This window comes from Confluentibacter lentus, from assembly GCF_002806995.1.
GTDB classification, from domain to species: domain Bacteria; phylum Bacteroidota; class Bacteroidia; order Flavobacteriales; family Flavobacteriaceae; genus Confluentibacter; species Confluentibacter lentus.
The window spans coordinates 199,025-224,447 of sequence record NZ_NIHE01000001.1; the positions used below are offsets into that span (position 1 = coordinate 199,025).

The window sequence follows — 25,423 nt, forward strand, 5'->3', positions numbered from 1 at the left end:
TTATAATTGGTTATTGAATGCTGATAGCATTTCACTTATTTTCATTTCTTCTTTTGTTACGGCAATTCTCCCTGAACGCACAAATTGCATAATTCCGAAAACATTGAGTTCTCTTCGTAATAATTCAATTTCATGGCGTCTGCCTGATTTTTCAAGTACAAAAAACTTTTTGTTAACCGTTACGATTCTTGCGTTACTATCTTTTATAATATTCTGAATTTGAGGTTCTTCAAACAATAAATCAGATTTTATTTTAAACATACAAGACTCCGTATAAATGGTTTCTTCATCTGTATGATAATAAGCTTTTAAGGCTTCTACTTGTTTTTCTATTTGCTTAACCACTTTAATCGCTTGATTTTCTGTGATATTTACAACAATAACGAATCTATTGACGTTTTCAATTTCAGATTGAGACGTTGTTAAGCTTTCAATATTGATATGTCTGCGCTGAAAAATGGCAGATATGCGATTAAGCAACCCAATATTGTTTTCGGTATAAACCGAAATGGTGAATGATTTGATTTCTTCGTTCATTTTTAAAAGATGTTAGAGAATAGATGAAAGAAAAAAGACCTTTATAATCTTGTTCTAGATGCTTTCATACTTCTCGTTTTTCTATATTCTTTTATCTCTACTCTTGTTTCTTCAATTAACTTAAACGGATATCTGAAACAGAAGCGCCCGATGGTATCATTGGGAACACATTATCTTCCTTCTCTACACAAACCTCAAGGAAATACGCATCTTTTGATGCGATCATTTCTTTTACGGCAGCAGCTAATTCCTCTCTTTTTGTTACGCGCTTGCCTTCAATGTAATATCCTTTAGCGATGGTCACAAAATCCGGATTTGTCATTTCGGTCGACGCATATCTTTTATCAAAAAACAACTGTTGCCATTGACGCACCATGCCTAAAAATTCATTGTTCAAAACTACGATTTTTACCGGTACTTTATTCTGAAAAATAGTTCCAAGTTCTTGAATGGTCATTTGATAACCACCGTCTCCAATAATAGCGACCACTTCTCTATCTGGTGCAGCCATTTTTGCGCCAATAGCCGCAGGAAGCGCAAAGCCCATGGTTCCTAATCCGCCAGAAGTGATATTACTTTTCGTGATATTGAATTCGGAATAACGACAGGCAATCATTTGATGTTGACCCACATCGGATACAATAGCCGCATTACCTTTACTCTCTATGTTGATTTGCTTTAATACTTCACCCATTGTTAATCCTTCTTTGGTAGGATTAATATCATCATTAATTACTTTTTCAAATTCAATGGCGTATAAATCCTTAAATTTTTGATGCCATTCAGTATGTGTGTTTTCATTTAATAAAGGCAATAATGCACTAAGACTCGATTTAGCATCACCTAAAACAGCCACATCCGTTTTTACGTTTTTATCAACTTCAGCTGGATCAATTTCAAAATGAACAATCTTAGCTTGTTTTGCATAAGTACTTAAATTGCCCGTCACTCGGTCGTCAAAACGCATACCTATGGCAATTAACACGTCGCATTCATTAGTCATCATATTGGGCGCATAATTACCATGCATACCAACCATGCCAACATTTAGAGGATGCGATGTTGGTATTGCTGAAGCTCCAAGAATCGTCCAGGCCGATGGAATACCTGCTTTTTCAATAACGGCTTTTAATTGTTCTTCTGCCTGACCTAATATAATCCCTTGACCCCAAACAATAAATGGCTTTTTTGCATTGTTAATTAACTCAGCCGCTTTGGAAACAGCCTCTAAATCGGTATCTGGAACAGGTTTATAACTTCTTACTCCTTTGCACTTTTCGTATTTAAAATCCAGTTCCCCAAATTGGGCATCTTTAGTGATATCGACCAAAACAGGACCTGGTCTTCCGCTTTTTGCGATGTAAAATGCTTTTGCTAAAACTTCAGGTATTTCTGAAGCTTTGGTAACTTGGCAGTTCCATTTTGTAACAGGGGTAGAAATACCCACAATATCCGTTTCTTGAAAAGCATCACTTCCCAATAAATGGGACGCCACTTGACCCGTAATGCAAACTAAAGGTGTGGAGTCTATTTGTGCATCGGCAATACCTGTTACCAAATTGGTAGCACCTGGACCCGATGTTGCCATCGCAACACCCACTTTACCAGAAATACGGGCATAACCTTGGGCAGCGTGTGCTGCACCTTGTTCGTGACGTGTTAAAATATGGCTTATTTGATCTTTGAACTTGTATAGTTCATCATACACTGGCATGATAGCACCGCCGGGATACCCATAAAGGATATCAACACCTTCTGCTATTAGACATCTAATAATAGCTTCACTACCTGTGATTCGTTCTGTTTTTTCAGTCACGTTTTGTGTTTTATTTGCTGTTTCTGTTTTCATACTCATTATATTGAGATTTCCGCCTTTGCGGAAATGAAAAAATTTCTATTTAGAATGCGTCAGTGACACAACCTTTTGAGGCGGATGCTACTGATTTTGCATATTTATACAATATACCTTTATTATGTTTTAACGCTGGTTCTACCCATTTAGCTTTTCTTTCAGCTAATTCTTCATCTGAAATTAAAACATTTATTGAATTGTCTTCAGCACTGATTTTGATTCTATCGCCCGTTTTTAGTAATCCTATGGCACCACCATTTTGTGCTTCAGGCGTGATATGCCCCACAACGAAACCATGGGTACCTCCAGAAAAACGTCCATCAGTTATTAATGCAACTGATTTTCCTAAACCTGCACCCATAATAAGTGAGGTGGGTTTTAACATTTCTGGCATCCCAGGACCACCTTTTGGCCCAACATATCGAATGACGACGACATCTCCTTTTTCGACTTCCCCATTTGAAATCCCTGTATTGGCAGCTTGCTCACCATCATAAACAACCGCTTTTCCTTCAAACACTAATCCTTCGTTTCCTGATATTTTCGCCACAGCACCTTCAGTCGCTAAGTTTCCATAAAGAATTTGCAAATTCCCTGAAGACTTTAAAGCCTTATCTTTTGGATAAATAACATCTTGATCATTATCAAACTTCAGCGGCTCCACATCTTTCAAATTTTCAGCCAAGGTTTTTCCTGTTACGGTCATACAATCACCATGCAAATAGCCATTATCCAGTAAATATTTCATCACAGCAGGCGTTCCACCGATACCATGAACATCTTCCATTAAGTATTTTCCACTAGGTTTTAAATCCGCTATCAATGGCGTCCTATCACTAACACGTTGAAAATCTTCTAAAGTAAACTCAATATCCGCAGCATGTGCAATCGCCAAGAAATGCAACACGGCATTTGTAGAACCCCCAAGAGCGTTTACCAACGCAATAGCATTTTCAATGGATTTTTTAGAAATAATATCTAAAGGTTTTAAATCCAGTTCCAAAAGATTTTTGATAGCGATGGCAGTACGTTCGCTTTCTGATAATTTATTCGGGTTTTCAGCAGGAATGGACGAATTATAAGGCAGTGCAAAACCCATACATTCTATGGCTGAGGCCATCGTATTAGCCGTGTACATACCGCCACATGCTCCAGCACCTGGAATGGCACTTTTTATAATTTCCCTATATTCTTCTTCACCAATTTCACCCGCCACTTTTTGTCCCAAAGCTTCAAAAGCCGAAACAATATTTAATTTTCTTCCTTTATATTTACCTGAAGCAATGGTACCCCCGTACATCATTATGGAAGGTCGGTTTAAACGCAACATCGCAATAACCGCTCCTGGCATATTTTTATCGCAACCCACAACAGATATAAGCGCATCATAACTTTGGGCATTCATAACCGTTTCAATAGAGTCTGCAATAATATCACGGGACACTAAAGAATAATTCATCCCTGAAGTTCCCATAGAAATCCCATCACTAACACCAATAGTATTAAATCCTAAACCTACTAAACCAGCAATTTTACACTCGATTTTAACCTCAGCCGCTAAACCATTTAAATGCATATTGCACGGATTTCCATCATATCCCGTACTAGCAATGCCCACTTGGGCTTTATTCATATCTTCATCGGACAAACCCACAGCATATAACATGGCTTGGGATGCTGGTTGAGATTCATCTTGAGTTAATCTTTTACTATATTTATTAAGTTCTTTCATATTCTTTATAGAAATTTAAGCTCTATAATTGGTTAATTACTAATATTTTAAGTTTTTAAGAATTTCATTAAAAATTCAATAATCATTTAAAATGAGTTCCCAAAATTAAATCTTTACCGCTTTAGTCTGATGATTCATAACTATACTCGGTTAAATTCACAGCTAATAAAAATCATTTAAATCATTTATAATCAATTATTTAATTCATTTTTTTTATGATGTCCAATATCAAAAAAATCTTCATAAAAAAACCTTCCGTTTTAGGGAAGGCTTTAAATCTCTATGATAATTAAATAAGCTCCCTATCGTTGTGAAATGACCACAATGACGATGACAGAAACTATATTTAAAATTTGTTTTTTCATTTTTGTTATACAAAGATTTGGATTTAAAAATAAATAACCTAATCTTTTTCATAAAAAATAAAAATCAATTTGTTTTTCCTTTTATTTTTTTACTTTTGCCGTAAGAAATAATAGAGGAAAGATTTGACTGATTGCAACCTCTTTATGTAGAACTTCTTTTAAAAAGTACTTAAACAAGTTCAACATAAATAAAAATGCTAAAGGCAGTGAAAACTCCCTGAGACGTTATCGTCAAATCGCCCTTATAATACATAATTAAATGGCATATTTATTTACCTCGGAAAGCGTATCTGAAGGTCACCCAGACAAAGTAGCAGATCAAATTAGTGATGCTTTAATCGATAACTTTTTAGCATTTGATGTTAACTCTAAAGTTGCTTGTGAAACTCTAGTAACCACAGGACAAGTGGTACTTGCCGGTGAAGTAAAATCAAACACCTACTTAGACGTTCAAAAAATAGCCAGAGATACTATCAACAAAATTGGCTATACAAAAAGCGAATATATGTTTGATGGTAATTCTTGCGGCGTGTTTTCAGCAATACATGAGCAATCTGACGACATCAATCGCGGGGTTGACAGAGCGACAAAAGAGCAACAAGGAGCGGGAGATCAAGGTATGATGTTTGGTTACGCTACCAATGAAACTGAAAACTACATGCCTTTGGCATTGGATTTATCACACAGAATATTGATTGAACTTGCTGCATTACGCAGAGAAAATAAAGAGATTACATATCTAAGACCAGATTCTAAAAGTCAGGTAACTATTGAATACAGTGATGATAATATACCTCAACGTATTGATGCTATTGTTTTATCAACACAACATGATGATTTTGCAGATGATGATACCATGCTCGCTAAAATCAGAAAAGATATTGTTGGTATTTTAATTCCACGTGTAAAAGCTAAATTACCGCAAAATCTCCAAGCCTTGTTTAATGATAATATAACTTATCACATAAACCCAACCGGAAAATTTGTGATTGGTGGGCCACATGGTGATACAGGATTAACAGGTCGTAAAATTATTGTGGACACCTATGGCGGAAAAGGTGCTCATGGCGGCGGTGCATTCTCTGGAAAAGACCCAAGTAAAGTGGATAGAAGCGCAGCGTATGCAACACGTCATATTGCTAAAAATTTGGTTGCTGCTGGTGTTGCCGATGAAGTTTTAGTTCAAGTTAGTTATGCTATTGGCGTGGTAGAGCCTATGGGTATTTTCATTAATACTTATGGAACTTGCCCGTTTAACATGACCGATGGGGAAATTGCGGAAATAGTTTCCAAAATATTCGATATGCGTCCGTTTGCTATCGAAGAACGTTTAAAATTACGCTCACCAATATATAGCGAAACTGCTGCTTACGGACACATGGGACGAAAAAATGAAACCGTTACCAAAACATTTAAACAACCTACTGGAGAATCAATAACTTTAGAGGTAGAATTGTTTACTTGGGAAAAACTGGATTATGTAGATAAAGTAAAAGAAGCTTTTGGACTTTAAGCCATCTTCTAAATAAATTTATAGGAAAGACTGCCATAACACGCAGTCTTTTTTGTTTATTTGAATTTGAATTAATTTTCTATTACTTTCGTTTACCTGCTTATATAAAAACCTTTTTAAACTAACCACATGGGCATTAAAAAATTATGCAATGCATAAATTCATAAATTATGGACTACTTTCACTTTTAATCATACTATGCATATTGAGTTGTAAAGTTTCTTCGGTTTCAGAGATTAAATTAGATAAGGATTGGAGTTTTAAAAATTCCCAAGATACCCTATGGAATCCAGCAAACGTTCCCGGCACGGTTCATACAGATTTACTTTCTCTAGAAAAAATAAAAGACCCATACTATCGCTTAAACGAGCATGATTTACAATGGATAGATAAAACCGATTGGCATTACCAAACCACGTTTAATCTCAGTAAAAAAGAGATTTCAAAACAACATATTGAGCTGGATTTTTCTGGGCTAGATACATACAGCAAAGTATATTTAAACGATTCTTTAGTTCTTGAAACAGATAATATGTTCCGAAATTATATGGTTGATGCAAAGTCATTTCTTAAACCAGGAGACAACAAACTACAAATCACATTTAAATCGCCCATAAATATTGGCATTGAAAAACACGATGCTATAAACTATAAATTCCCTATAATTCCTAATGACCTTTCGGAAATTGGTCGGGTTCAAGGCAACAAACAAGTAAGCTTATTCACCAGAAAAGCCGCCTATCATTATGGATGGGATTGGGGCCCTAGACTTGTTACTTCTGGCATTTGGAAACCCGTAACCCTTAGAAGCTGGGATGATTATAAAATTGAGGATGTATTTATTCAACAAGACAGTATTGCTGAAAAAGCCAGCATGACGGCCTTTATTGAAGTTGAATCTTCAGAAGAGCAGAAAAAAGCCACTGTTGAAGTATTTGTAAATAATGAACTCATAAACACCCTTGATTTACAATTAGCAATAGGTAAAAACAAACTTAAGGTTCCTTTTGAAATAGAAAATCCGCAGTTATGGTGGCCAAATGGCATGGGCGAACAGTTTTTATATAATGTTGAAATCAGATTAACTTCAAATGGTTATGTAGATACAAAATCCCATAAAATTGGACTCAGAACTATTGAATTGATTAGAGAACCAGATACTATGGGAACTTCATTCTACTTTAAAGTAAATGGGCATCCCGTGTTTATGAAAGGCGCTAATTACATTCCTCAAGATGTGTTTTTACCCAGAGCCAAAAAAGAAAATTATGAGCATATTTTAACTTCTGCCAAAGCTGCCAATATGAACATGATTCGTGTATGGGGCGGCGGTATTTATGAGAATGATGAGTTTTATCAATTATGTGATGAAATGGGGCTTTTGGTTTGGCAAGATTTCATGTTCGCTTGTTCCATGTATCCAGATGATAAAAATTTTTTAGAAAACATAAAGCAAGAAGCCATAGACAATGTTAAAAGGCTAAGAAACCACACGTCAATTGCCTTATGGTGCGGAAACAATGAAGTGCTTATAGCTTGGGAAAGTTGGGGATGGAAAGATAAAATTACCAGAGAACAATCTAAAGACGTTGCCAATAGCATTTGGAAAGCGTACGATACTATTTTCCACAACATATTGCCAGAAGTGGTTGCTAATTATGATTCAGCACGACCGTATTGGCCATCATCACCAGGAAGTGATTTTGGCGAAAAAGAATCTTTAGACAAAGGCGATGCCCATTATTGGATGGTTTGGTGGGGCAAAGAACCTTTTGAAAAATACAACACAGCGATACCACGATTTATGTCGGAATACGGTTTTCAATCATTTCCTGAATTTTCGTCGGTAGAAAAATACACCATTCCAGAAGACCATAACATTTATTCTGATGTTATGAAATCACACCAACGCTCTAGCATTGGAAATGAAACCATTGAAAATTACATCCTTCGCTACTACAAAGACCCCAAAGATTTCAAGAGTTTTCTTTATATAAGTCAGTTGTTGCAAGCATATGGCTTACAAGTTGGCATTGAAGCGCACAGACGCAACAGAGATCGTTGCATGGGCAGTTTGTATTGGCAAATTAACGACTGCTGGCCTGTGGCATCGTGGTCTAGCATCGATTATTATGGCAAGTGGAAAGCCTTGCATTATACCGCAAAAAAATCTTTTGAAAACTTTTTAATCAGTTTTGAAAACAATAAAGAAGCTATGAATGTATTTGTGGTTTCAGATTCGCTAAAACCTATCAAAGCCACATTAAAAATAAGTTTGATAGATTTTGATGGAACCATTTTAAAACAACAAGAAGAAGCCATTGAAGTTAAGGAAAATCAATCAAAAAAATACATAAGTTTATTAAAGAACGGTTTTTTAACCGCCGTAGATTCTACCAAAGTATTACTGAAAGCAGAGTTATTAAATCCTGCCAATAATACCATCATCACAGAAAACATCCTGTATTTATCGGCATTTAAAAACTTAAACCTCCCAACGCCAGAGTTAACATTTTCTACAACAGAAACTAACGAACACTTTATAGTTACCCTTAAAACCAAAAAACTAGCCAAAAACGTTTTCTTGGCTTCGGGTTCCAATCATAATTTTTCTGATAATTATTTTGATATGCTACCAAATACCGAAAAAACGGTCAGCATTAAAAAAACAGGCTCAGAAACTTTACAAACATTTACCGAAAAATTAAAGGTGATTACTTTGGTTGATACTTATAATGATTCGGGAATATCCTTATTAAAACAATTTACCAATATGATTAAAACGGCTTTTGGGAGTCGATAATTTATTCACCTTCATTTAATTATGACTTTATTTAATTTTAATACTGAAAGTAATATTTCTAATTGGAAGATTGTAAACGACACGGTTATGGGTGGCGTTTCTAATGCCAGCATCCATAAAAGGGATACTCAAACAGGCGTCTTTAAAGGTGATGTGTCGCTGAAAAACAATGGTGGTTTTGCCATGGTTCAATATAAATTTGACCCCATCATGGTGGTCACTTTTACTAAAACAATTATAAAATTAAAGGGCGATGGCAAAACATATCAATTCCGTATTAAAACACATGTAAACGATAAACATGCTTATATCTTTCCCTTTAAAACTTCTGGAGATTGGGAAACTATAACCATTCCTTTTTCAATGATGTACCCTGCCTTTCGTGGTAAAAAATTAGACATAGAAAATTATCCAGGAAAACAAATGGCACTTATTGCTTTTTTAATTGGTAACAAAAAAGAAGAAGCTTTTAAACTTGAAATTGATTCCATAGAATTAGTATAAAAATTTGTCAATTCGAGTGAATTTTACACATTTTTCTTGTGTGAAATTTGTATCGAGAATCAAATTTTTAGTTTTATAATTGTTCTCGATACAATTCGCTTCGGGCGAATCACTCGAACTGACATTAGGTTATGATTTAAAAATTAAAAACCAATCCATAAAAAATAATTACTTGATTCTAACCATCTAAATATTATTTTTGCAATCATGGAAGCTACAAAACAGGTTACAAAAAAAATACAACGTGCCACTGCTGAAGCCATTGCGCAATTCTCAATGATTGAAGAAGGCGACCGCATTATGGTGTGCCTTTCTGGTGGAAAGGACAGCTATACCTTGCTAAATATGATGCTTCATTTCCAAAAAGTGGCACCTATTTCTTTTGACATTATAGCTGTTAATTTAGACCAAAAGCAACCTGGATTCCCTGTAGAAGTCTTACCAAATTATTTGAACGAACTAGGTGTAAACTATAAAATTATAGAGAAAAACACCTATAAAATCGTCATGGAAAAAACGCCTGAAGGCAAAACCACCTGCAGTTTATGTTCCAGATTACGGCGTGGGACGCTTTATGAAGCAGCTAGAGATTTAAAATGCAATAAGTTGGCACTTGGGCATCACAAAAATGATATATTGGAAACCTTTTTTCTCAACTTCTTTTTTGCTGGAAAAATGGAAACCATGCCGCCTAAATTTAAGAATGATGCAGGCGATTTAATTATTCTTAGGCCTTTGGCATTTTGTAACGAAAGTGATATTGAAGCATATGCCAATGCCATGCAGTTCCCCATAATACCTTGTAATTTGTGTGGTTCTCAAGAAAATTTACAACGTAAAAAAGTAAAGCAAATGATAACCGATTGGGAAACAGAATTCCCAGACCGAAGCACGATTATAATGCATGCCTTACAAAACGTGTACCCTTCCCACTTGCTAGACCGGAATCTTTATGATTTTGATTTGCTTGAAAATAGGATTGGGGAATACGCTTGAAATTCTAAGTTGAAAAGATGTCAACAAGTAATTAAACGAGCCTCTTATATTAAAATATAAAATATTAAATTTGATTTTAAATAAAATTTCAACAATGGAAAAAATTAAATTTATTGATTTATTTTGTGGAATTGGAGGTTTTAGGACAGCAATGGACCAAGCCTGTATAGAAAATGATTTAGTTCCTGAATGCGTGTTTTCTTCTGACATAGATAAATATTGTCAAGATAGTTATGAAGCAAATTTTGGTGAACGACCATTTGGAGACATTACCAAAATCGATGAGAAAGATATTCCAGATCATGATATTTTATATGCTGGTTTCCCATGTCAACCATTTAGTATTATTGGGCAAAGACAAGGATTTAATGATATTCGAGGTACATTATTCTTTGACATAGCCCGTATAATAAAACATAAAAACCCAAAAGCATTTGTTCTTGAAAATGTAAAACAATTGGTTGGGCATGATGGTGGTAAAACCTTAAAAAAAATCATTGAAACACTTGAAAAAGATTTAGGCTACAATGTAAAATTCGCTGTCTTAAATGCATTAGATTATGGTCTTCCACAAAAACGAGAACGTGTAATTATTGTTGGTCATAAAGAACCAATAATGTTTAGTTTTCCATCTCCAATTAGACCATTTAAACCATTAAATGAAATTTTAGAAAAAAAAGTTGATTCTAAACATTTCGCTTCTGAGTATATTACTCAGAAAAGAAAAGAATCACATAAATCCGCATATCAACTTTCCATTTGGCATGAAAATAAATCAGGTAATATTTGTTCCTATCCGTATTCTTGTGCTTTGCGAGCTGGAGCTTCTTATAACTATTTGTTAGTAAATGGTGAAAGAAGATTAACACCAAGAGAAATGTTTCGTTTACAAGGTTTTCCGGACAATTATAAAATTGTAGTTGCTGATGGACAAGCAAAAAAACAAGCTGGAAATGCTGTTCCAGTTAATTTAGTTAAAGCTGTCATTTTAAAACTGCTTCCATACGTTGCAACGTCAATGGATATGACATCTGTACTAAGGGATTACGAAGAACTTAACTATGGAAAATAATAGAACTCCAAAATTAAGAACAGTCAATAAATCTGTTCCAGCATTTCCCCTGAATGAGTTTCCAAAAAATTTTCCTTTTTTACTTGGGAAAGAAATAATCTATCTACTTGCATCAAAAGGTAAGCCTGAACTAGAAGGTTCAGATTGGGAGAGCATGTTTGCTGATTGCATTGGTGCTGAATGGAAACCCTCTAATGTTGGATTAGATGATGTTGTTATGGGAAATACAGCATGGGGAGCAAAGTCGGTTAAAGCTGCAAAACCATCATCAGTAAAGAAAATTCGTTTAATTTCTGGACGTAATTCTCCTAACTATTCTTTCGGCGAAAGAAGTGACCGAAAGGCTGACCCAAAATTAATAGGAGAATTAGTTCTTGAAATTTGGAATGAAAGGGTTTCTTCTATTCGTGAAAAATATAAGCATTTGAGAACAATTATATTAATTAAATCAAATGACCTTTCAGAAGTTGTTGTTTTTGAATTTGACACAGTTCGATACGAACACCAATTTTATAATTGGGAATGGAATGTTCGAGGAAATTTAATTGGAACTAATAAAAAAACTAAAGAGCAAACTTTCACTTGGCAACCTCACGGATCACAATTTACAATTACTGAAAATGTTCCAGAAAAAGCATTAATCATTAAAATAAAAAAACCTGAAACATTGAATAAAGAAGAAGTTCTAAATGCTTTGGGATTTAATAAATCTTGGATAACATATTCTAAAAGAGAATCAAAAGAATTATAGGTTACTCCGCATTACTTTTATAAAGTGCCAGAGATATTTAATTCTAGTTTATAATATCAATTATCCCCGCTATCGCTAAGCTCCGCTTAGTGCCAATCAAACAAATAACATCAAGTGTTTTAGCAATAATTGTTTAATTATTTTAATTATTTGACTTTAAATCAAAGCCATCATAATTTCAGTTACTTTTGCACTCCAAATTGCTACAAGAATTATTTCAAAACGCTTCATTATTTAAAAAAAATTAAAACAAAACTGTATGAATACTATTAAAACTTTACTTGTATTAGTCGCTATTTTAACTTTAAATGCTTGTGCTACGACTGCAAAATTTCCAGTTTCAAACTTAGTGCCTGCGGCTGATATTACTGCTAAGAAAAAAACAGACAGCCATAATAATATCACTCTTGAAATAACCGCCCAAAACTTAGCTAGTCCTGATAGATTAAATCCTTCTGGAAATAATTATAGCGTTTGGATTGTTACTAAAGAACACGGAACTAAAAATGTTGGCAGATTGACAGTTAAAAACGGCAAAAAATCGACTTTTAAAACAGTGACGCCTTTCGATTTTAATGAATTATTTATAACGGTTGAAAATCAAGGCGATTTAAAAACCCCAACTGGAAGAGAAATTTCTAGAACTAAAATTTAAAAATATAGCGTCAAAAAAACGTGTTAAAAAACTCCCTCTAAGTGCTGCTTAGCGGGAGTTTTTATTACGTGTAAAATTTTTAAAGGAGTTACTTATTTTATAAAACAATCTTACCCCAAACTCGCCAAACTTGTTTTCAAGGTTTCAATTTTTGCTAAGGCATCCGCTTCTTTTTTGCGTTCATTAATAATAACTTGTTCTGGCGCACCAGCAACAAAACGCTCATTTGATAATTTACTTTGCACAGATTTTAAAAAGCCTTCTGTGTAAATTAACTCCTCTGTCAGTTTTTTAATTTCTTCTTCCACATTTACAGAACCAGCCATGGGTACAAAATATTCATTCGATTTTACCCTAAAGGTTAAGGCACCATCAACAGCTTCAGAAACGTAATTGATAGTTTCCAGATTTCCCAACTTGATAATAACCCCATCAAAAGTGGTGTTTGCTTTTTCATTATTAATAACTGAAAAAGCCATGGCATCTTTAAAAGGAATATTTTTCTGTTTTCTAATATTTCTGATTCCAGAAATCACTTCCGAAGCAAATTCAAATTCAGCAATCAACGTTTCATTTATGGATTTTGGTTCTGGCCATTTTGAAATAATCAATGCCTCTTCTGGTGTTCTCTCTGAAATATAATGCCAAATATCTTCCGTTAAAAATGGCATGAATGGATGCATGATTTTTAAATTATTTTCAAAAATAGCAATGGCACTTTTAAATGTTTTGGCATCGATTGGTTTTTGATATTCTGGTTTTATCATTTCTAAGAACCAACCACAAAAATCATCATAAATCAGTTTATAAATAGCCATTAATGCATCACTCAATCTGTATTTACTGAAATGATCTTCTATCTCTAATAATGCTTTTTGGAACTTAGATTCATACCAATCTATCGCAATCTTACTGAAATTTGGCTGGGGAATATTAGGTTCAACTTCCCAACCACTAACCAATTTAAAAGCATTCCATACTTTGTTTCCAAAACCTTTTCCTTGTTGGCATAATGATTCGTCAAATAATAAATCATTACCCGCCGCAGAACTTAATAGCAACCCCACACGAACACCATCGGCAGTATATTCTTCAATTAATTTTAAAGCATCGGGTGAATTACCTAATTGTTTAGACATTTTTCTACCTTGCTTATCGCGCACCAATCCTGTTAAATACACATTTTCAAAAGGTTTTTCACCTTTATACTCATAGCCGGCAATAATCATACGGGCTACCCAAAAGAATAAAATATCGGGGCCTGTTACTAAATCGTTTGTTGGGTAATAATAAGTTATGTCCTTATTTTCTGGATGTCTAATGCCGTCAAATACACTCATCGGCCATAGCCATGATGAAAACCATGTATCAAGGGCATCGGTATCTTGAGTTAAGTCGCTAGTTGTTAGTTGTTGGTTATTGGTTTTTTGTTTCGCTAATTTTAGAGCTTTCTCAATGTTTTCAGCAACTACAAAATCTTCTTTGCCATCACCATAATAATAGGCAGGGATTTGTTGTCCCCACAATAACTGACGGGAAATATTCCAATCGCGGATGTTTTCCATCCAATGACGGTAGGTATTTTCAAATTTCTTAGGAAACAATTTAATTTCAGCATTTTCACCTAAAACAGCTTCGATGGCAGGTTTTACCAAATCTTCCATTTTCAAAAACCACTGATCTGATAATCTAGGTTCAATAACAGCTTTAGTCCTTTCTGAAGTTCCTACTTTATTAATATGACTTTCGGTTTTCACCAAATAGCCTTTTTCTTCCAATTCTTTGGTAATCTCTTTTCTAACAACAAAGCGGTCTTTCCCCTGATAATGCAATCCGAAACTATTAAGGGACGCATCCTCATTAAAAATATCTACAACGTCTAGATTGTGCTTATCTCCTAGGTTTTTATCATTTTCATCATGTGCCGGCGTTACTTTCAAACAGCCTGTACCAAATTCCATATCAACATACTCATCTTCAATAATGGGAATGATACGGTTACAAATAGGCACAATGGCTTTTTTGCCTTTTAAATGTTTAAAACGTTCATCATTCGGATTGATACAAATGGCGGTATCCCCAAAAATTGTTTCTGGACGTGTGGTGGCGATGGTCAGAGAATCACTGCTACCTTCAATTTTATATTTTAAATAATATAAATTGCCTTGGCGTTCTTCGTAAATAACTTCTTCATCAGAAAGTGTCGTTTTTGCTTCTGGGTCCCAATTAACCATGCGGTAGCCACGATAAATCAAACCTTTGTTATATAAATCAACAAATACTTTTATAACCGCTTCACTCATGTCGTCATCCATGGTGAATTTGGTTCTATCCCAATCACAAGAGCAGCCCAATTTTTTAAGTTGCTCCAGAATAACGCCACCGTATTCGTGTGTCCATTCCCAAGCGTGTTTTAAAAATTCTTCACGAGATAAATTATTTTTATCAATGCCTTGTTCTTTTAGTTTCGATACTACTTTAGCTTCTGTGGCAATAGATGCATGGTCTGTTCCAGGAACCCAACAAGCATTTTTTCCTTGTAAGCGTGCCCGACGAATCAATACATCTTGAATGGTATTATTAAGCATGTGCCCCATGTGCAAAACCCCCGTAACATTTGGTGGCGGAATAACTATAGTATATGGCTCTCTTTCATCTGGTTCTGAATGAAAATAATTGTGTTTCATCCAGTAATCATACCACTTACTTTCTACCTGACTTGCATCATATTTTGATGGAATTTGCATACTTTGGAACAGTTTTTGAATATTGATTTGCAAAAATACTTATATTTACTTTCTTGTGAAAGCAGATGGTATCTAATGACAAAAAAATGATAATTTTAAATATCACGAATAAACAAGAAAAATGCATTTCATCTATTTTTTTTGCGTTTTGTAGAAAAAGAACCTATGTTTACAAATAATTTAACGCTTAATATTATCCTTATTAAGTATTGATGTTTAATTTTGAAATACTAATTATAATAGATACCCAATAAAAAAATTTAAATACGAAACCATGAAACAATTAATTACCATTTTATTTATCGGATTAATCAGTTTATCCGTGAACGCTCAAGATAAAGTAGCGAAAATCGAATTTAAAACCGATACCATCGACTATGGGACTATTGAAAAAGGCTCTAATGGTGTTCGCGTTTTCGAATTCACAAACACAGGTAATGCACCATTAATTATTTCTAATGTAACATCTACTTGCGGTTGTACCGTTCCAAGTTGGACTAAAGTACCTGTAATGCCAAAAGAGACAGGAAAAATTGAAGTTAAATACGATACTAATAGAGTAAATCCTATTAGAAAAACAATAACTGTCATCTCTAATGCTGATACTCCTACGGTAGCTTTAAAAATCAAAGGCGATGTAGTAGATGCTAAAGATAGTAGTGTTCTAGAGAAAAAAGATAAAAGCGTTGTACAACAATAATCGCTTATTTTTATAAAACAGAAAAGCCTAAACATGTGTTTAGGCTTTTTCATTTAAATACATCTTCCAGACTGAATTCATACAATTTCTCTATCCCACTCCTATCTATTTTTAACTTAATACGTTTACCAATGTCACCGTAAAATAAATGGGTTAAATCTTGTAGAGAATAATGATGACTTGGTTTACTATTAATACTCAAAATAACATCTCCAATCATTAATCCGGCACGTTCTGCTGGAGAACCTTTTCTAAGCTCCACAATGGAGTATGAAGGTTTTAATGATATTTTATAGGCATTATCAAATACGATTCTATTATCGTTTTCGCTAGCTGCTGTATTACCAATTCTATTATCTTTTAAAGTACTGTTATCAATTTCTTTAACAAATCTCACACCATCATGTGCCAATTCGATACCGCTTCTATTGTAAGTGAATTTAGTATTGAAATTTACATTCTTTTTAAGTGTTATTTTATTATTATCATAATCCATAATAATATTAAAACGTTTCAAAATATTTCCAGAAACACTTCCATTCCGTTCTTTAAATTGTGTTGCTATAGAAATGGATTGAGCATTTGGAAAAGCCACATTAGCTTGTTTGAATTCAAAATGTTTTAATGAAAATGCTTCAATTTTTGATCGCTTTCCATAAACACTTCCGCTAAGGCCATGACCTAAAAAATCATCAAAATATTTACCAGTTGCGACAATTCCCAAAGAATCATTTTCAAACAACCACAGTGAATCGCTTCCACCTGAATCAATCAGAAGCTTTACAGGAATATTTTTATTGTTTATTGTTACATTGGCATTTAAATATGGTTTATAATTATTGAATTCCAAATTGAATGTTTCGCACTTTTTACACTTTTTGTATTTATATGTATTTGGTTCCGTTAATCTTAAATATTTTTTTGAATAATTTATTTCAACTACAAAGTCTTTAAAAATATCGTAACCAATAATACCATGGACAGGAACACCCAATTTTGGAGCAAAATTTAAGTTGGCATTAAATACAGCATATAAATCCTGTCGTAATTTTATAGCATCACCCATTCTTAAAACGTTGTTACTTGATTTTAAGGTCTCAACAGAATCTCCACTACCCAAACCTTTTAAAAAAATAGTTTCGGTATCCTTTATTTTTAAAGTATCCGAAACATTTAAAAAATTAAAAATAATGGGTTTACTTACGCCTGTATCCAATAAGAAAGACAGTGTTACGCCATTAATTTCAACTGGAACTACAATAACATTGTTTATTAAGCTAAATCTTATCTTATCGGATTTACGTTTATTTTGAACACTAAAATTATCTTGAGAATAGCTACCAATGGCAAAGCACAAAAAAGCTAGGATAATGCACGGTAATTTCTTCATAAAACAAGAATAAAGATTTTAATCTATCAATTTACAAATCTTTACTTTGCGTTGTTGATTTAGAATTAATTTTTAAAAAAACTTTAAGATAATTTTCTCAACTTTGCACCCTAAAATTTTTTTAATGCCAACTATATCCAAAAAAGGGGAGCTTATGCCCCAATCACCTATCCGAAAATTAGTACCTTATGCAGAACAAGCGGTAAAGGATGGGAAATCTATATACTATTTAAATATTGGGCAACCAGATATTAAAACTCCTGAAGTAGCCTTAAAAGCCGTAAGGGAAAACACAGTTGAAATTTTATCATACTCAAAATCTGAAGGTTCAGAAGTTTACAGACAAAAAATCGCCGCCTATTACAAAAAGCATGATATACATGTATCCGAAAAAGACATTGTTGTAACAACAGGTGCCAGTGAAGCATTACTTTTTGTTTTTGGAAGTATCATGGATCCTGATGATGAAGTCATCATTTGCGAACCTTTTTACGCTAATTATATAGCGTTTTCAGTAGCTTCTGGTGTAAACGTGGTTCCTATTGTTTCTAAAATAGAAGATAATTTTGCATTGCCTTCCATTGAAGAATTTGAAAAGCTCATTTCATCAAAAACAAAGGCCATTTTAATTTGTAATCCGGGTAACCCAACAGGTTATTTATATTCAAAGGAAGAGATTCAAAAATTAACAGCACTTGTTAAAAAACATGATTTGTTTTTAATTGCAGATGAAGTGTATCGTGAGTTTGTTTACGATGGGAACGAACATTATTCCATCATGCATGAAGAAGGACTGGACGAACATGCCATAATGATTGATTCTGTTTCTAAACGTTACAGCATGTGTGGTGCTCGTGTTGGCTGCTTAGTATCTAAAAATAAAAGCGTTATACAAACCGTTATAAAATTTGCCCAGGCGCGTTTAAGTCCGCCAACATACGCACAAATCGCGAGTGAAGCGGCACTAGACACGCCACAAAGTTACTTTGATGATGTCATTGCCGAATATATTGAACGCAGAGACACGTTAATTGCAGAATTACAAAAAATAGAAGGCATTAAAGTAACCAAACCTAAAGGAGCTTTTTATTGTGTCGCAGAATTACCAATAAAAAACTCCGACCATTTCGCACAATGGCTTTTAGAGCATTTCGATGTTAATGGCGAAACCGTTATGGTCGCTCCTGCAGGCGGTTTTTATTCCACGCCTGGTCTTGGCTTAAACCAAATAAGAATTGCGTACGTATTGAACAAAGAAAGCTTGATTAAAGCTGTAAATATTATAAAAGAGGCCTTAAAAGTATATAAAGACTAGTGCAAATAACCCATAACATATCTTTAAAACCTCATAACACATTTGGTATTGATGCCAAAGCAAAACATTTTGTTTCGGTAACAACCATTGATGAGTTAAAAAAGGTTTTAGAACTTACCGAATATCCTGAGAAATTAATTTTGGGCGGCGGGAGCAATATGTTACTTACTAAAGATCAAGATTTACTTGTTGTTCACATCAATATAAAAGGTATTTCTGTAGTTTCGGAAGATAATGATACTGTTTTAGTTAAGGCAAATGCAGGCGAAAATTGGCATGAATTTGTTTTGTGGTGTATAAACAAAGACTTTGGTGGTATTGAAAACCTGTCATTAATTCCAGGAAATGTTGGCTCGGCTCCTATTCAAAATATTGGAGCTTATGGCGTAGAATTAAAAGACACTTTTTTTTCGTGTGAAGCCATGTCATTAGAGACCAAAAAGATTGAAACGTTTACAAAAGAAGATTGTCATTTTGATTATAGAAATTCTATTTTCAAACAACAGGCAAAAGGCAAATACATTATCACCAGTGTTACTTTTAAACTCAGTAAACATAATCACCAACTTCACATTAATTATGGGACTATTTTATCTCAATTGGAAGCGATGAACATTAGCAACCCTACCATACAAGATATTTCAAAAGCTGTTATTGATATAAGAAGACAAAAACTGCCCAATCCTAAAGAGATTGGCAACAGTGGTAGTTTTTTTAAAAACCCAGTTATAACAAAATCACATTATCAAGCGTTATTAGAGAATTTTAATGATATGCCAAGTTATGCGGTTTCTGATGATGAAGTTAAAGTACCAGCAGGTTGGCTTATTGAAAAAGCAGGTTTTAAAGGAAAACGTTTTGGTGATTATGGCGTTCACAAACACCAAGCTTTAGTGTTGGTTAACTATGGAAATGCTAAAGGAGAAGATATTTTAAAACTAGCCGAATTAATTCAAAAAACCATTAAAAGACTTTTTGATATTTCAATTGAAGCTGAAGTAAATATTTTATAATTCAAAAAAAAAATTAAATTTACCTAATTTGCATCATTTTGAATTATCCATAAAACACATTTATTTTGATATCAACCATTGAAAAAGAAATAGTTAGTTTATTAGAACGTGGGGACAAAAAAGCCATTCATTTGTTGTATGAAAACTACGCAGACGCTTTGTATGGTGTTATTAAAAAAATAATAGCAGACGACGATACAGCCCAAGATGTACTTCAGGAAAGCTTTGTGAAAATATGGAGATACTCTAAAAAATATGATGCTACAAAAGCCAAATTATTTACATGGCTTTATAGAATTGCATACAATACTGCTATAGATAAAGTAAGATCGTTAAAAACCAAAATCGATAACGAAATCCAAATTGAAACTTCATCCGTATATAAAATAACATCAAACGAGTTAAACCAAGATGTTTTGGATATAAAAAAACATTTAGACACGCTTGATGAAAAATATCAAATTGTTCTTCATGCACTCTTTTTTGAGGGTATGACGCAACAAGAAGCCAGCGAAGAACTAGACATTCCTCTTGGCACTATAAAATCGAGATTAAAAATCGGGTTGCGTGAATTGAAAAAAATTTACGCCCCTTAACTTAAAAATGTCATGAATGCAAAAATAACTACTTTTTTAAATTCTGGCCTATTAGATAAATATCTTCTGGGAGACACTACTTCTGCCGAAACCCAAATGGTAGAAACCTATCTTTCAAAATATCCTGAAGTCCAGAATGCCTACAATACATTACAATTTAACCTAGAAGTGGTTGCAAAAAGTAATGCTGTTGAAGCCCCTACACATATCTTAGATAATATCCTAGATGAAATTGATGAAGCACCTGTTGTTAATTTAAACACTTACAAAAAGTATAAGACTTGGCACAAGCTTGGTATTGCTGCAAGTATTGCCGCTTTAGTCTTTGCTACATGGTCTTATTCGCTTTATAATCAGAAGCAAGAGCTATCTGAGGAGAATCAGGTAGTTGTGGATGAAATTTTTGATTTAAGAAGTGATATAGAAATGAATAATAAAAAATTGGATGAAATCATGCGCCAATTTAAACAACTTAACGACCCTGAGACTTATAAGTATATTATTGAAGGAAATAGCCGTGCCAAAAACTTAAAAACCGTAGCATATATTAATGCTAAAGATAAAACGTCTATGATTGATGTAGTGTCACTTCCTAAATTACCAGAAGAACAATGCTATCAAATATGGGCTGAACTACAAGGAAAAATGGTAAGCTTAGGTATTTTAAGTGAAACAGATAGACAGCTTAAAACCATCCCTTACACTGAAAACGCCGATGGCTTAAACATCACTATCGAACCTAAAGGAGGTAATACCGTTGCTTCTTTACAAAACTCGGTAGCAGAGATCACATTACAATAGATTAATAAGCAAAACCCTCACAAAAAAGCCTCATTTATTTAAATAAATGAGGCTTTTTTATTGCTGAAATTATTTTTACTTATTCTTTATCAAACAAAGCCTTGTGTATAAAGCCTGCCACAACAGCACCTGCAACAGGCGCTAACCAAAACAGCCAAAGTTGCCCAGTAAAATCTCCGGCTGCAAATAATGCCTGACTTGTAGAACGTGCCGGATTAACCGATGTATTGGTTATTGGAATACTAATTAAATGAATCAATGTTAAGGATAAACCAATAGCAATAGGCGCAAAACCTTTGGGAGCTCTTTCGTTGGTACTTCCTAAAATAACCAATAAGAAAAAAGCCGTTAATACAAACTCAACAATTAGTGCAGAAACCATAGAATAACCATCTGGAGATAAATCGCCATAACCATTGGCTGCAAAACCTCCTACATCAACAAAATCTGACTTACCAGACAAAATTAAATATAAACACCTAGCAGCAGCAATGGCACCAATTAATTGGGCTATGATGTAGCTTAATAAATATTTAGCAAGAAATTTACCACCTGCCCACAAGCCAAGGGAAACTGCGGGATTAAAGTGTCCGCCTGAAATATGTCCAACAGCATAAGCCATTGTTAATACGGTTAGACCAAAAGCAAGTGCAACGCCTGCGAAACCAATACCCAAATCTGGAAAACCAGCAGCAAAAATAGCACTTCCACAGCCTCCAAAAACAAGCTAAAATGTTCCGAAAAATTCGGTAAATAATTTTTTCATAATTAATAATAGTTAGTGGCTATAATAATAAATGTACGAATTATTATGTATTGTGCGTCAAAAAATAACCTCGCATCAATCATATTTCAAACACTTTATCGATTTATTATTAAAAGCATTATCTTTGCAAAAATTTATCTAATGAAACATCCGTTGCAAAAAATTCAATCATATAAAAAATGATGAAACGGATATTACATGTGACCGTTAAAAAACAATAAATTAAACACATGAAACTTCTTTTAATAACATTCCTATTGTTAGGATTGGGAATAGCAGGTATAGCAATAAAAATTTGGGCTAAGAAAGATGGAAAATTTTCTGGTACTTGCGCAAGTCAAAATCCCATGCTAAATAAAAATGGTGAAGCTTGTGGATTTTGCGGGAAGACACCTGACCAATTTAGCGATTGCAACGAACCTCAACATTCCAAATAATTTATGGTTTTTCTTGATGTTGTATTCTACGCATTTACTGTAGTAGTTTTTATTCAAGTCATATTTTACATATTCTTTTTTGGAAAATTTGCTTTTCTTAAATCCATCAAGAAAAGACACAAAAACATTGAAATTTCAGTTATTGTTTGTGCAAAAAACGAAGCTGAAAATTTAAGGCATTTTTTACCTTCAATTATTTCACAAGACTATCAAAATTTTGAAATTGTCCTCATCAATGATGCTTCGCATGACGATACGCTTGAAGTTATGGAAGCGTTTTCAGAAAGACATTCCAATATAAAAATTGTTAATGTTAAAAACACCGAAGCCTTTTGGGGCAACAAAAAATACGCCTTAACTTTAGGAATAAAAGCGTCTAAATACAATCATCTTTTATTTACCGATGCAGATTGCAAACCCGTTTCTAAATATTGGATTAAGGAAATGAGTTCTCATTTTAGCACTGAAAAAAGCATCGTTCTAGGCTATGGTGCTTACTCTAAAATCAAAAAATCCTTATTAAATAAACTCATTCGTTTTGAAACCTTAACTACGGCTATCCATTATTTTTCTTTTGCAAATCAAGGGCTACCTTACATGGGCGTTGGAAGAAATTTGGCTTATACAAAAGATGAATTTTTTAAAGCCAACGGTTTTATTTCACATATTAAAGTGCGTTCTGGGGATGACGATTTATTTATCAATCAAATAGCATCAAAAACCAATACAGCCATTTGTTTTTCAAATGAAAGTTTTACAGAATCGGTCCCAGAAACTATATTCAAAGATTGGTTCAATCAAAAAAGGCGACATATTTCAACAGCAAAACATTATAAATTAAAGCATAAAATTCTTTTAGCAACTATATATATTACTAGCTTATTATTTTGGCTTTTAGCATTTCTACTTTTAGTTACTTTACACTATTGGCCTATTGTTGTGACGTTCTTTTTTATAAAACTTATATTTCAATATGTGATTATTGGAACTTCAGCAAAAAAACTAAATGAAAAAGATCTGCTATTTCTGATTCCGTTTTTAGAAATTTTTCTAATTATTTTCCAATTCGCTATCTTTATAAATAATCTTGTTTCAAAACCAAACCATTGGAAATAGAAGAAGCCATTAGTCGCGCTAAAAAAAACGACCAGAAAGCATTTAATTTTCTGCTAGATACTTTTTGGGATGATGTTTATGGGTTTCAGTTAAAACGTATTGAAAACGAAAATGATGCCGAAGATATTACCATTCAAACATTTTCTAGGGCTTTTGATAAAATTAACACGTTTGACGATTCATACAAGTTTAAAACGTGGCTGATAACCATTTCAAAACATATTCATATTGATTTACTTCGGAAGGAAAAAAACTCCATTTCGCAAGTTATTTCCAATGATGATAAATCGGTTTATCAAATTTTAGATGAATCGCCTTCACCCGAAGACGAACTGATTACGGAGCAGCATTTAGCAAAATTACTTCGCGATATTAAAAAGCTAAAGCCTCATTATCAAGAAATTATTAATTTGCGTTATTTTCAGGAATTAAGCTATAAAGAAATTTCAAAAGAGCTTAAGGAACCCATAAATAATGTGAAAGTAAAACTCTTAAGAGCTAAAAAATTGTTGGCAGATATTATTCAGGATAATCAATGATTAGTAAACTAAAAAACCTTGGCCCTGGTTTATTGTTTGCAGGCGCAGCAATTGGCGTATCGCATTTAGTGCAATCTACTAGAGCTGGAGCCGATTTCGGTCTAGGTTTAATTTGGGCATTACTTTTAGTGAACCTTTGTAAGTATCCATTTTTTCAATTTGGCCCGAGATATTCTATGGCTACGAAAGAAAGTTTATTGGATGGATATAAAAAATTAGGAATGTGGGTTTTGGTTAGTTATTACATCATCACGTTTGCAACGATGTTTACCATCCAAACAGCCGTCACTATTGTAACTGCTGGTTTAGCCTCTAGCCTATTTGGAAATTTTATCAGCGTAGAAATCTGGACTATTATTATTTTAATTATCTGTTTTTCTTTATTGATTTTTGGCAAATACAAATTACTGGATAAGCTCATGAAAATCATTGTTATTACGTTGACCATAAGCACCATAATAGCAGTCGTTATGGCCTACCTAAATAATTCTGAAGAATTGGCTTTAACACAAATATTTCCTAAAAACACGATAGATATCGCTTTTTTAATAGCCTTTATGGGTTGGATGCCGGCACCTTTAGATGTTTCGGTTTGGCAATCTTTATGGTGTATTGAAAAAAATAATGGCAATAAAAAATACACATCCAAGTCTGCGTTATTTGATTTTAACATTGGCTATGTAAGCACCATTTTTGTTGGTATTGGATTTGTTTTATTGGGGGCTTACGTTATGTTTCATAGTGGTGAAACATTTAGCGATTCTGCCGGAAAATTTGCCAATCAACTTATAAATATGTACACTATTAATTTAGGAAGTTGGGCGTACATAATTATTGGAATTGCCGCATTCACAACCATGTTCAGCACTACTTTAACAACGCTAGATGCCTCTCCAAGAGCCATGGCAAGAACTACAGAACTTCTTTTTAAAAAATCATCTTTTTTTAGCTATACTTTTTGGATTGTTCTATTATCTATAGGAACTGTCGTGATTTTTCTTTTTTTATCCTCTGGCATGGGAATTTTGGTAAAAGTTGCCACCATTCTCTCTTTTATAACAGCTCCTTTTTTTGCTATCATAAATTACGTATTAATATCAAGTAAACACACCCCAAAAGAATGGCATCCATCCAAAAAACTTCACGCTTTAAGTTGGCTAGGAATCCTTTTTTCAATAGGATTTAGCATTTGGTATCTTAGCACTTTATAGCCTATTTTTAAT

The 25,423-nt window shown here is 33.7% G+C and carries 21 protein-coding genes and 1 pseudogene; 16 read left to right on the forward strand and 6 right to left on the reverse strand.

Going from position 1 to position 25,423, the window contains the following annotated elements:
• From ilvN to ilvD, 3 genes are all read right to left on the reverse strand, one after another.
• Nucleotides 1-537: an acetolactate synthase small subunit gene (gene ilvN, locus CDH50_RS00875; RefSeq protein WP_100610008.1), complete on the reverse strand. Its 537-nt coding sequence runs from the start codon at nucleotides 535-537 to the stop codon at nucleotides 1-3.
• A 115-nt stretch (nucleotides 538-652) separates the two neighbouring features.
• Nucleotides 653-2,386, reverse strand: coding sequence for a biosynthetic-type acetolactate synthase large subunit (ilvB, locus tag CDH50_RS00880; protein WP_100610557.1), 1,734 nt, complete (start codon nucleotides 2,384-2,386; stop codon nucleotides 653-655).
• A 49-nt stretch (nucleotides 2,387-2,435) separates the two neighbouring features.
• Nucleotides 2,436-4,121 (reverse strand): dihydroxy-acid dehydratase, encoded by a 1,686-nt coding sequence (gene ilvD, locus CDH50_RS00885; protein ID WP_100610009.1) that lies wholly within the window; start codon nucleotides 4,119-4,121, stop codon nucleotides 2,436-2,438.
• 624 nt (nucleotides 4,122-4,745) lie between these two features.
• On the opposite strand from ilvD, the gene metK reads away from it, so the two are divergent.
• The 7 genes from metK to CDH50_RS00920 all read left to right on the forward strand — a co-directional run bounded on the left by metK (nucleotide 4,746) and on the right by CDH50_RS00920 (nucleotide 12,780).
• Complete coding sequence (gene metK / locus CDH50_RS00890) at nucleotides 4,746-5,999, forward strand: methionine adenosyltransferase (RefSeq protein WP_100610010.1); 1,254 nt, start codon at nucleotides 4,746-4,748, stop codon at nucleotides 5,997-5,999.
• A gap of 151 nt (nucleotides 6,000-6,150) precedes the next feature.
• The gene (locus tag CDH50_RS00895; protein WP_100610011.1) at nucleotides 6,151-8,802 is read left to right on the forward strand and encodes a beta-mannosidase; all 2,652 of its coding nucleotides are present in this window, start codon (nucleotides 6,151-6,153) and stop codon (nucleotides 8,800-8,802) included.
• Nucleotides 8,803-8,823: 21 nt separating this feature from the next.
• Nucleotides 8,824-9,306 (forward strand): CIA30 family protein, encoded by a 483-nt coding sequence (locus CDH50_RS00900; protein WP_100610012.1) that lies wholly within the window; start codon nucleotides 8,824-8,826, stop codon nucleotides 9,304-9,306.
• A 207-nt stretch (nucleotides 9,307-9,513) separates the two neighbouring features.
• Nucleotides 9,514-10,302, forward strand: a complete 789-nt coding sequence (gene ttcA, locus CDH50_RS00905; protein WP_100610013.1) for a tRNA 2-thiocytidine(32) synthetase TtcA — start codon at nucleotides 9,514-9,516, stop codon at nucleotides 10,300-10,302.
• A 94-nt stretch (nucleotides 10,303-10,396) separates the two neighbouring features.
• The gene (locus CDH50_RS00910) at nucleotides 10,397-11,374 is read left to right on the forward strand and encodes a DNA cytosine methyltransferase (protein ID WP_100610014.1); all 978 of its coding nucleotides are present in this window, start codon (nucleotides 10,397-10,399) and stop codon (nucleotides 11,372-11,374) included.
• Entirely contained in the window at nucleotides 11,364-12,125 is a 762-nt protein-coding gene (locus tag CDH50_RS00915) for a hypothetical protein (RefSeq protein WP_100610015.1), read from the forward strand. Before CDH50_RS00910 ends, CDH50_RS00915 begins: the two co-directional genes overlap by 11 nt.
• Nucleotides 12,126-12,384: 259 nt before the next feature.
• Nucleotides 12,385-12,780: a hypothetical protein gene (locus CDH50_RS00920; protein ID WP_100610016.1), complete on the forward strand. Its 396-nt coding sequence runs from the start codon at nucleotides 12,385-12,387 to the stop codon at nucleotides 12,778-12,780.
• Between the two features lie 110 nt (nucleotides 12,781-12,890).
• Here CDH50_RS00920 and CDH50_RS00925 read toward each other — a convergent pair whose 3' ends face one another.
• Entirely contained in the window at nucleotides 12,891-15,527 is a 2,637-nt protein-coding gene (locus CDH50_RS00925; RefSeq protein ID WP_100610017.1) for a valine--tRNA ligase, read from the reverse strand.
• Between the two features lie 274 nt (nucleotides 15,528-15,801).
• Between CDH50_RS00925 and CDH50_RS00930 the strand changes: the two genes are divergently transcribed.
• Nucleotides 15,802-16,227 carry a DUF1573 domain-containing protein gene (locus CDH50_RS00930; protein ID WP_100610018.1) on the forward strand — a complete coding sequence of 142 codons (426 nt, stop codon included), beginning with the start codon at nucleotides 15,802-15,804 and terminating at the stop codon, nucleotides 16,225-16,227.
• Between the two features lie 49 nt (nucleotides 16,228-16,276).
• Here the strand turns inward: CDH50_RS00930 and CDH50_RS00935 are convergent, their stop codons facing one another.
• Nucleotides 16,277-17,617 carry a retropepsin-like aspartic protease gene (locus CDH50_RS00935; RefSeq protein WP_100610019.1) on the reverse strand — a complete coding sequence of 447 codons (1,341 nt, stop codon included), beginning with the start codon at nucleotides 17,615-17,617 and terminating at the stop codon, nucleotides 16,277-16,279.
• Nucleotides 17,618-17,741: 124 nt separating this feature from the next.
• Between CDH50_RS00935 and CDH50_RS00940 the strand changes: the two genes are divergently transcribed.
• From CDH50_RS00940 to CDH50_RS00955, 4 genes are all read left to right on the forward strand, one after another.
• The gene (locus tag CDH50_RS00940) at nucleotides 17,742-18,932 is read left to right on the forward strand and encodes a pyridoxal phosphate-dependent aminotransferase (protein ID WP_100610020.1); all 1,191 of its coding nucleotides are present in this window, start codon (nucleotides 17,742-17,744) and stop codon (nucleotides 18,930-18,932) included.
• Nucleotides 18,932-19,945: a UDP-N-acetylmuramate dehydrogenase gene (gene murB / locus CDH50_RS00945; protein ID WP_100610021.1), complete on the forward strand. Its 1,014-nt coding sequence runs from the start codon at nucleotides 18,932-18,934 to the stop codon at nucleotides 19,943-19,945. The genes CDH50_RS00940 and murB overlap by 1 nt, the downstream gene beginning before the upstream one ends.
• A gap of 65 nt (nucleotides 19,946-20,010) precedes the next feature.
• A complete protein-coding gene (locus tag CDH50_RS00950; protein WP_100610022.1) occupies nucleotides 20,011-20,541 on the forward strand; it encodes an RNA polymerase sigma factor in 531 nt (176 codons plus the stop codon).
• Nucleotides 20,542-20,553: 12 nt separating this feature from the next.
• Nucleotides 20,554-21,342 (forward strand): anti-sigma factor, encoded by a 789-nt coding sequence (locus CDH50_RS00955; protein ID WP_100610023.1) that lies wholly within the window; start codon nucleotides 20,554-20,556, stop codon nucleotides 21,340-21,342.
• A gap of 79 nt (nucleotides 21,343-21,421) precedes the next feature.
• Here the strand turns inward: CDH50_RS00955 and aqpZ are convergent.
• A pseudogene (gene aqpZ, locus CDH50_RS00960) lies at nucleotides 21,422-22,108 on the reverse strand (aquaporin Z).
• A gap of 230 nt (nucleotides 22,109-22,338) precedes the next feature.
• Here aqpZ and CDH50_RS00965 point away from each other — a divergent pair.
• The 4 genes from CDH50_RS00965 to CDH50_RS00980 are packed head-to-tail and all read left to right on the forward strand — an operon-like array spanning nucleotide 22,339 to nucleotide 25,411.
• Complete coding sequence (locus tag CDH50_RS00965) at nucleotides 22,339-22,545, forward strand: membrane or secreted protein (protein WP_100610024.1); 207 nt, start codon at nucleotides 22,339-22,341, stop codon at nucleotides 22,543-22,545.
• Nucleotides 22,546-22,548: 3 nt separating this feature from the next.
• The gene (locus CDH50_RS00970; RefSeq protein ID WP_100610025.1) at nucleotides 22,549-23,661 is read left to right on the forward strand and encodes a glycosyltransferase; all 1,113 of its coding nucleotides are present in this window, start codon (nucleotides 22,549-22,551) and stop codon (nucleotides 23,659-23,661) included.
• Nucleotides 23,652-24,200, forward strand: a complete 549-nt coding sequence (locus CDH50_RS00975) for an RNA polymerase sigma factor (protein WP_100610026.1) — start codon at nucleotides 23,652-23,654, stop codon at nucleotides 24,198-24,200. The genes CDH50_RS00970 and CDH50_RS00975 overlap by 10 nt, the downstream gene beginning before the upstream one ends.
• Nucleotides 24,197-25,411, forward strand: a complete 1,215-nt coding sequence (locus CDH50_RS00980; protein WP_100610027.1) for an NRAMP family divalent metal transporter — start codon at nucleotides 24,197-24,199, stop codon at nucleotides 25,409-25,411. The genes CDH50_RS00975 and CDH50_RS00980 overlap by 4 nt, the downstream gene beginning before the upstream one ends.
• The last annotated feature ends 12 nt before the right edge of the window (nucleotides 25,412-25,423 follow it).

What these genes read in the sequence shown, in the direction of transcription:
- ilvN (WP_100610008.1), bottom strand. Translation starts at nt 537, where the DNA reads ATGAACGAAGAAATCAAATCATTCACCATTTCGGTTTATACCGAAAAC.
- ilvB (WP_100610557.1), bottom strand. Translation starts at nt 2,386, where the DNA reads ATGAAAACAGAAACAGCAAATAAAACACAAAACGTGACTGAAAAAACA.
- ilvD (WP_100610009.1), bottom strand. Translation starts at nt 4,121, where the DNA reads ATGAAAGAACTTAATAAATATAGTAAAAGATTAACTCAAGATGAATCT.
- metK (WP_100610010.1), top strand. Translation starts at nt 4,746, where the DNA reads ATGGCATATTTATTTACCTCGGAAAGCGTATCTGAAGGTCACCCAGAC.
- CDH50_RS00895 (WP_100610011.1), top strand. Translation starts at nt 6,151, where the DNA reads ATGCATAAATTCATAAATTATGGACTACTTTCACTTTTAATCATACTA.
- CDH50_RS00900 (WP_100610012.1), top strand. Translation starts at nt 8,824, where the DNA reads ATGACTTTATTTAATTTTAATACTGAAAGTAATATTTCTAATTGGAAG.
- ttcA (WP_100610013.1), top strand. Translation starts at nt 9,514, where the DNA reads ATGGAAGCTACAAAACAGGTTACAAAAAAAATACAACGTGCCACTGCT.
- CDH50_RS00910 (WP_100610014.1), top strand. Translation starts at nt 10,397, where the DNA reads ATGGAAAAAATTAAATTTATTGATTTATTTTGTGGAATTGGAGGTTTT.
- CDH50_RS00915 (WP_100610015.1), top strand. Translation starts at nt 11,364, where the DNA reads ATGGAAAATAATAGAACTCCAAAATTAAGAACAGTCAATAAATCTGTT.
- CDH50_RS00920 (WP_100610016.1), top strand. Translation starts at nt 12,385, where the DNA reads ATGAATACTATTAAAACTTTACTTGTATTAGTCGCTATTTTAACTTTA.
- CDH50_RS00925 (WP_100610017.1), bottom strand. Translation starts at nt 15,527, where the DNA reads ATGCAAATTCCATCAAAATATGATGCAAGTCAGGTAGAAAGTAAGTGG.
- CDH50_RS00930 (WP_100610018.1), top strand. Translation starts at nt 15,802, where the DNA reads ATGAAACAATTAATTACCATTTTATTTATCGGATTAATCAGTTTATCC.
- CDH50_RS00935 (WP_100610019.1), bottom strand. Translation starts at nt 17,617, where the DNA reads ATGAAGAAATTACCGTGCATTATCCTAGCTTTTTTGTGCTTTGCCATT.
- CDH50_RS00940 (WP_100610020.1), top strand. Translation starts at nt 17,742, where the DNA reads ATGCCAACTATATCCAAAAAAGGGGAGCTTATGCCCCAATCACCTATC.
- CDH50_RS00955 (WP_100610023.1), top strand. Translation starts at nt 20,554, where the DNA reads ATGAATGCAAAAATAACTACTTTTTTAAATTCTGGCCTATTAGATAAA.
- CDH50_RS00965 (WP_100610024.1), top strand. Translation starts at nt 22,339, where the DNA reads ATGAAACTTCTTTTAATAACATTCCTATTGTTAGGATTGGGAATAGCA.
- CDH50_RS00970 (WP_100610025.1), top strand. Translation starts at nt 22,549, where the DNA reads ATGGTTTTTCTTGATGTTGTATTCTACGCATTTACTGTAGTAGTTTTT.
- CDH50_RS00980 (WP_100610027.1), top strand. Translation starts at nt 24,197, where the DNA reads ATGATTAGTAAACTAAAAAACCTTGGCCCTGGTTTATTGTTTGCAGGC.